This window comes from Roseateles sp. P5_B10 (assembly GCF_056400485.1).
On the sequence record NZ_JBFULE010000306.1, the window covers coordinates 1 to 5912 of the forward strand.

The 5912-nt window shown below is 66.7% G+C and carries 8 protein-coding genes; all 8 read left to right on the plus strand.

The annotated features are described in order from the left end of the window. Nucleotides 1-957, plus strand: a 957-nt coding sequence (plsX, locus tag AC1DU6_RS17660; protein ID WP_477858619.1) for a phosphate acyltransferase PlsX, incomplete at its 5' end; no start/stop codon positions are given. Beyond that, a complete protein-coding gene (locus AC1DU6_RS17665; protein WP_477858621.1) occupies nucleotides 954-1952 on the plus strand; it encodes a beta-ketoacyl-ACP synthase III in 999 nt (332 codons plus the stop codon). The genes plsX and AC1DU6_RS17665, both read left to right, overlap by 4 nt. Before the next feature lie 57 nt (nucleotides 1953-2009). Then, the gene (gene fabD / locus AC1DU6_RS17670) at nucleotides 2010-2957 is read left to right on the plus strand and encodes an ACP S-malonyltransferase (RefSeq protein ID WP_056204272.1); all 948 of its coding nucleotides are present in this window, start codon (nucleotides 2010-2012) and stop codon (nucleotides 2955-2957) included. Nucleotide 2958: 1 nt separating this feature from the next. Further along, nucleotides 2959-3702: a 3-oxoacyl-ACP reductase FabG gene (fabG, locus tag AC1DU6_RS17675; protein WP_477858623.1), complete on the plus strand. Its 744-nt coding sequence runs from the start codon at nucleotides 2959-2961 to the stop codon at nucleotides 3700-3702. Nucleotides 3703-3789: 87 nt separating this feature from the next. Further along, entirely contained in the window at nucleotides 3790-4029 is a 240-nt protein-coding gene (gene acpP / locus AC1DU6_RS17680; protein ID WP_056204266.1) for an acyl carrier protein, read from the plus strand. Between the two features lie 36 nt (nucleotides 4030-4065). Next, the gene (gene fabF, locus AC1DU6_RS17685) at nucleotides 4066-5310 is read left to right on the plus strand and encodes a beta-ketoacyl-ACP synthase II (RefSeq protein ID WP_056204262.1); all 1245 of its coding nucleotides are present in this window, start codon (nucleotides 4066-4068) and stop codon (nucleotides 5308-5310) included. A 15-nt stretch (nucleotides 5311-5325) separates the two neighbouring features. Further along, complete coding sequence (locus AC1DU6_RS17690) at nucleotides 5326-5739, plus strand: hypothetical protein (RefSeq protein ID WP_056204259.1); 414 nt, start codon at nucleotides 5326-5328, stop codon at nucleotides 5737-5739. 65 nt (nucleotides 5740-5804) lie between these two features. Beyond that, nucleotides 5805-5912: sigma factor (locus AC1DU6_RS17695; RefSeq protein ID WP_477858626.1), on the plus strand; the 108-nt coding region annotated here is incomplete at its 3' end.

The following is a 5912-nucleotide window of genomic DNA, read 5'->3' on the forward strand; positions in this document are numbered from 1 at the left end:
CCCGAGGAACTGACGGCCGCTGCGGCCTGGCCGCGTTGCCGTGTCGTCGCCGCCAGCGAAGTCGTCACGATGGACGACCCCATCGAGGTCGCGCTGCGCCGCAAGCGCGACTCGTCCATGCGCGTCGCCATCCAGCAGCTCAAGGCCGACCGCGATGGCAACCCGGCTGTGGCCCATGCCTGCGTGTCCGCCGGYAACACCGGCGCGCTGATGGCCGTGGCCCGCTACCTGCTGAAGACGCTGGACGGCATCGATCGCCCGGCCATCGCCACCGTCATGCCCAACCAGCGCGGTCGCTTCACGACCGTGCTGGACCTGGGCGCCAACGTCGACTGCACGGCCGAACACCTGCTGCAGTTCGCCGTCATGGGCAGCGCGCTGGTGTCGGCCGTGGAGGGCAACGAGGAACCCAGCGTCGGCCTGCTCAACATCGGCGAGGAAGCCATCAAGGGCAGCGAGACCATCAAACATGCCGGCGAACTGCTGCGTGCCGCTGGTACGGCCGGCCAGTTGAATTTTTTCGGCAATGTCGAGGGCAACGACATCTACAAAGGCACGACAGACATCGTCGTCTGCGACGGCTTTGTCGGCAATGTCATGCTGAAGACGTCGGAAGGCCTGGCGACCATGATGGGCGGCTTCATCAAGGAAGAGTTCAATCGCAATTGGCTGACCAAGTTGGCCGGCTTGATCGCCATGCCGGTGCTGAATGCCTTCAAGCACCGTGTCGACCACCGCCGTTTCAACGGCGCGGCCCTGCTGGGCCTGCGCGGCCTGGTGTTCAAGAGCCATGGCTCGGCTGACGCCTTTGCCTTCGAGCAGGCCTTGGCCCGCGCTTATGATGCCGCCCGCAACCGGCTGCTTGACCGGGTCCACGACCGCATCGTCGCCACGCTTCAGGCCAAGGCGAATGATGCTGGAGACAACGCGGCGAACTCCGTCGCGCAGGCTGCATGAGCCCCATCGCCACCTCTACCTCCCGCTATTCCCGCATTCTCGGCACCGRCAGTTTCCTGCCCGCCGACCGCGTGACCAACCAGGCGCTGGCCGATCGCCTCGCGGCCGACGGCGTCGAGACCTCGGACGATTGGATCGTCGAGCGCACGGGCATCCGCGCGCGCCATTTCGCGGCGCCTGACCAGACTGCCAGCGACCTCGCCTTGCCGGCCGCGCAGGCGGCGCTTGAAGCCGCCGGCATCGCTGCCGAAGAGATCGACCTCATCATCGTCGCGACGTCCACGCCTGACATGGTCTTCCCGTCCACGGCCTGCCTGCTGCAGAAAAAGCTGGGCGTGCATGGCTGCGCGGCCTTCGATGTGCAGGCTGTCTGCTCGGGTTTCGTCTATGCGCTGAGCGTGGCCGACTCGATGATCAAGAGCGGCGCTGCCAACAAGGCTCTGATCGTCGGCGCCGAAGTGTTTTCGCGCATCCTCGATTTCAAGGACCGCACGACCTGCGTGCTGTTCGGCGACGGCGCGGGCGCCGTCGTGCTGGGTGCGAGCTCCGAGCCCGGCATCCTTGCGACAGAGTTGCACGCCGATTCGCGCCATGTCGACGTGCTATGCACGCCCGGGACAGTCGCCGGTGGCCAGGTGTTGGGCAGCCCCTTCCTCAAGATGGACGGCCAGGCCGTTTTCAAGCTCGCTGTCGGCGTGCTGGAGAAGGTGGCCCGCTCGGTGCTCGAGAAGGCCGGCCTGACCGAGGCCGACCTCGACTGGCTGATCCCGCACCAGGCCAATATCCGCATCATGCAGGGCACGGCCAAGAAGCTGAAGCTGGACCTGAACAAGCTCATCGCCACCGTCGACGAGCACGGCAATACGTCGGCCGCTTCCGTGCCGCTGGCGCTGGACGTCGCGGTGCGCAATGGTCGCATCCAGCGTGGCGACACCCTCATGCTGGAAGGGGTCGGCGGCGGTTTCACCTGGGGCGCCGCCCTGCTGAAGTACTAGCCGTCCAGATGCTGCCGCATCGGCACCTCTGACTGCTACTGATTTGGAATTGTTCTCATGACCGCACCTTTCGCCGTTGTCTTTCCCGGCCAGGGCTCGCAGGCCGTCGGCATGCTCGACGCCTGGGGCGACCACCTGGAAGTCCGCCGCACACTGGAAGAGGCCTCGTCCGCCCTCGGCGAGGACATCGGTGCGCTCATCCATGCCGGTCCCAAAGAGCAGCTGGACCTGACCACCAACACCCAACCCGTCATGCTGACGGCCGGCATCGCCTGCTGGCGCGCTTTCGTCGCCGAGACGGGTGCGGTGCCCGTCGCTGCGGCTGGTCATTCGCTGGGTGAGTACACGGCGCTGGTGGCTGCCGGCGCGCTGAGCCTGGCCGATGCGCTGCCGCTGGTGCGCTTTCGTGCCCAGGCGATGCAGGAGGCGGTGCCTGTCGGCGCCGGCGCGATGTACGCCATCCTGGGGCTGGACGGCGAGGCTGTCCGCGCGGGCTGCGCCCAGGCCGCAGCCGAGACTGGCGAGGCGGTCGAGGCGGTCAACTTCAATGATCCCAAGCAGACGGTCATCGCCGGCAGCAAAGTGGGCGCCGACAAGGCCGCCGAGATCCTGAAGGCCGCCGGTGCCAAGCGTGCGCTGCCGCTATCGGTGTCCGCGCCGTTTCACTCCAGCCTGATGAAGCCGGCCGCCGAGCGGCTGAAGGAAAAGCTGGCGACCGTGCAGTTCCATGCCGCCGCCTTCCCGGTCATCAACAACATCGACGTCGCCATCACCGACAACGACGCGACACTGCGCGACGCCCTCTACCGCCAGGCCTTTGGCCCGGTGCGCTGGGTCGAGGTTGTGCAGGCGCTGAAGGCCCGCGGTGTCGGCCACATCATCGAGGCCGGCCCCGGCAAGGTGCTGACCGGCATGGCCAAGCGCATCGACGCCGAGCTGCAGGCCGCCTGCGTCTTCGACCCCGCTTCGCTGGCCGAAGCCCGTGCGCTGCTGGGAGGCGGCTGAAATGACTGAATCCGCACCCAAGGGCGTCGCCCTCGTCACCGGCGCCAGCCGCGGCATCGGCCGCGCGATCGCGCTGGCCCTGGCCAACGAAGGCTGGCGCGTCATCGGCACAGCCACCTCTGAATCGGGCGCCGCTGGCATCACCGAGGCCCTTGGCCCCCAAGGCRGTCGTGGCATTGTGCTGAACGTGACCGACGCGGCCGCCAGCCAGGCCGCCGTGGACGACATCGTCGCCAAGGAAGGCGGCCTGCATGTGCTGGTCAACAACGCCGGCATCACGCGCGACGGCCYGTCCATGCGCATGAAGGACGACGATTGGGACGCCGTCGTCGACACCAACCTGAAGGCGGTCTTCCGCCTCGCCCGCGCCGCCACCAAGCCGATGATGAAGCAGCGGTCGGGCCGCATCATCAACATCACTTCCGTCGTCGGCGCCTCCGGCAATGCCGGCCAGGCCAACTACGCTGCCGCAAAGGCTGGTSTGGCCGGCCTGACGCGCTCGCTGGCCCGTGAACTGGGCAGCCGCAACATCACGGTCAACTGCATCGCACCCGGCTTCATCGCCACCGACATGACCGAGGTCTTGCCCGAAGCCCAGAAAGCCGCACTGCTGTCGCAGATCCCGCTGGGCCGCCTGGGCGCCCCCGAGGAAATTGCCGCTGCGGTCGTCTTCCTGGCGTCACCGGGCGGTGCTTACATCACTGGTTCCGAGCTGCACGTCAACGGCGGCATGTACATGGCCTGATTTGGCCCGGGCGCCCTGATCTAGGGGAGCCCATCTAGAGCCCGTAGAATGCTGGGCTGTTTTCAGCAAATCCCTCCTGGAGGATTCATGAGCGATATCGAAGCACGAGTCAAGAAAATCATCGCCGAGCAACTTGGCGTGGCGGAAGCCGACGTTACGAACGAGAAGGCTTTCGTTGCCGACCTGGGCGCCGATTCTCTGGACACCGTGGAACTGGTGATGGCCCTCGAAGACGAGTTCGGCATCGAGATCCCGGACGAAGAAGCCGAGAAGATCACCACCGTGCAGCTGGCGATCGACTACGCCGTCAAGCACCAGAAGGCCTGAAGGCTTTCTTTCTCTCGCAACTCTGATCCGCACTGCATGAGCCGTCGCCGCGTCGTCGTCACCGGTCTTGGCCTGATCAGTCCCGTCGGCAATACCGTTGCCGAAGGCTGGGCCAATATCCTCGCCGGTCGTTCCGGCATCGCCACCGTCACCCGTTTTGACGCCAGCAATCTGGCGTGCCACTTCGCGGGTGAGGTCAAGGGCTTCAAGATCGAGGACTACATCCCCGCGAAAGAAGCTCGGCACATGGATATCTTTATCCATTACGGGCTGGCGGCGTCCATGCAGGCGGTGCGCGACGCCGGTCTTCCGACCGGCGATCAATTGACCGAAGAGCAGGCCGAGCGCATCGGCGTGCTCGTCGGGTCCGGCATTGGCGGCCTGCCGCTGATCGAGGACACCAAGACCGAGCTGATGAACCGCGGCCCTCGCCGTATCTCGCCGTTCTTCATCCCGGCTTCGATCATCAACATGATCTCGGGCCATGTCTCCATCCAGTTCGGTTTCCAGGGACCGAATTTGGCGATCGTGACGGCCTGCACCACGGGCCTGCATGCGATCGGTGAAGCTGGCCGCCTCATCGAGTACGGCGATGCCGACGTGATGGTCGCGGGCGGTGCCGAAGGCGCGGTGTCACCGCTGGGCATCGGCGGTTTTGCTGCTGCCCGCGCGCTTTCCACCCGCAACGACGACCCCGCGACCGCTTCCCGCCCGTGGGACAAGGACCGCGAYGGCTTCGTGCTGGGCGAGGGCGCCGGCGTGCTTGTGCTCGAGGAGTACGAACACGCCAAGAAGCGGGGCGCCAAGATCTACTGCGAGCTGTCCGGTTTCGGCATGGGCGCGGACGCGTACCACATGACCGCTCCCAACGTTGATGGCCCCAAGCGCTCCATGCGCGCGGCGCTGCGCAATGCGGGCATGAACCCCGACCAGGTCCAGTACATGAACGCTCACGGCACCTCCACGCCGCTCGGCGACGTGAACGAGACCAACGCGATCAAGCTGGCTTTTGGCGACCACGCCAAGCAAATGGTCATCAGCTCGACCAAGTCCATGACCGGCCACCTGCTGGGCGGCGCGGGCGGCATCGAGTCGGTGTTCACCGCGCTGGCCATCCGCGACCAGGTCGCGCCGCCGACGATCAACATCTTCAACCAGGACCCCGAGTGCGACCTGGACTACTGCGCCAACGAGGCGCGGCCCATGAGGATCGACGTCGCAGCGAAGAACAACTTCGGTTTCGGCGGCACCAACGGCACGCTGATCTTCAAGCGCGTCTGATCGCGCTCGCCGGCGATGCGCCGCACGCCGCCGGTCGTCGTGCATCTGCAGCCCCAACCGGCGGTGCAGGCCTTCGTGTCGTGCATCGCGGCCTTGGCCTCGGGTGGCCTGGCTGCCTGGGCACTCAGTTACCGGGCTCTGGCCTGGCCCATTCTGCTGGCCGTGCCTCTGGTCGCCTGGTGGGCTTGGCGCATGGCCGCCGTGCTGCCGCGACGGCTGCGCTGGGACGGCGAAGCCTGGTGGCTGGACGAGCCCGGTCGCGATGACGGGCCCCGAGTGCAACTGGCCGTGCTGATCGATCTGGATGCCTGGCTGTTGCTGCGCGCCAGCCCCGGCCCACGCTGGCTGCCTTTGTCGCGTACCCAGCAGCCCACGCAATGGACGGCACTGCGCGCGACGCTGTTCTCCGCACCGCGGGCGCCGCAATGAGTGACGCCGATGCCGACGCCCTGCTGGTGCGTGAAGCCCAGGGCGGCAGCCGCGTGGCATTCGACATGCTCGTGTTGAAGTACCAGCGTCGCGTCGAGCGCCTGCTGTCGCGCAGCGTGCGCTCGCCCGAAGACGTGGCCGACCTCTGCCAGGAGACTTTCCTGGCCGTGTAT

What these genes read in the sequence shown, in the direction of transcription:
- AC1DU6_RS17690 (WP_056204259.1), top strand. Translation starts at nt 5,326, where the DNA reads ATGCGCCGCACGCCGCCGGTCGTCGTGCATCTGCAGCCCCAACCGGCG.
- fabD (WP_056204272.1), top strand. Translation starts at nt 2,010, where the DNA reads ATGACCGCACCTTTCGCCGTTGTCTTTCCCGGCCAGGGCTCGCAGGCC.
- acpP (WP_056204266.1), top strand. Translation starts at nt 3,790, where the DNA reads ATGAGCGATATCGAAGCACGAGTCAAGAAAATCATCGCCGAGCAACTT.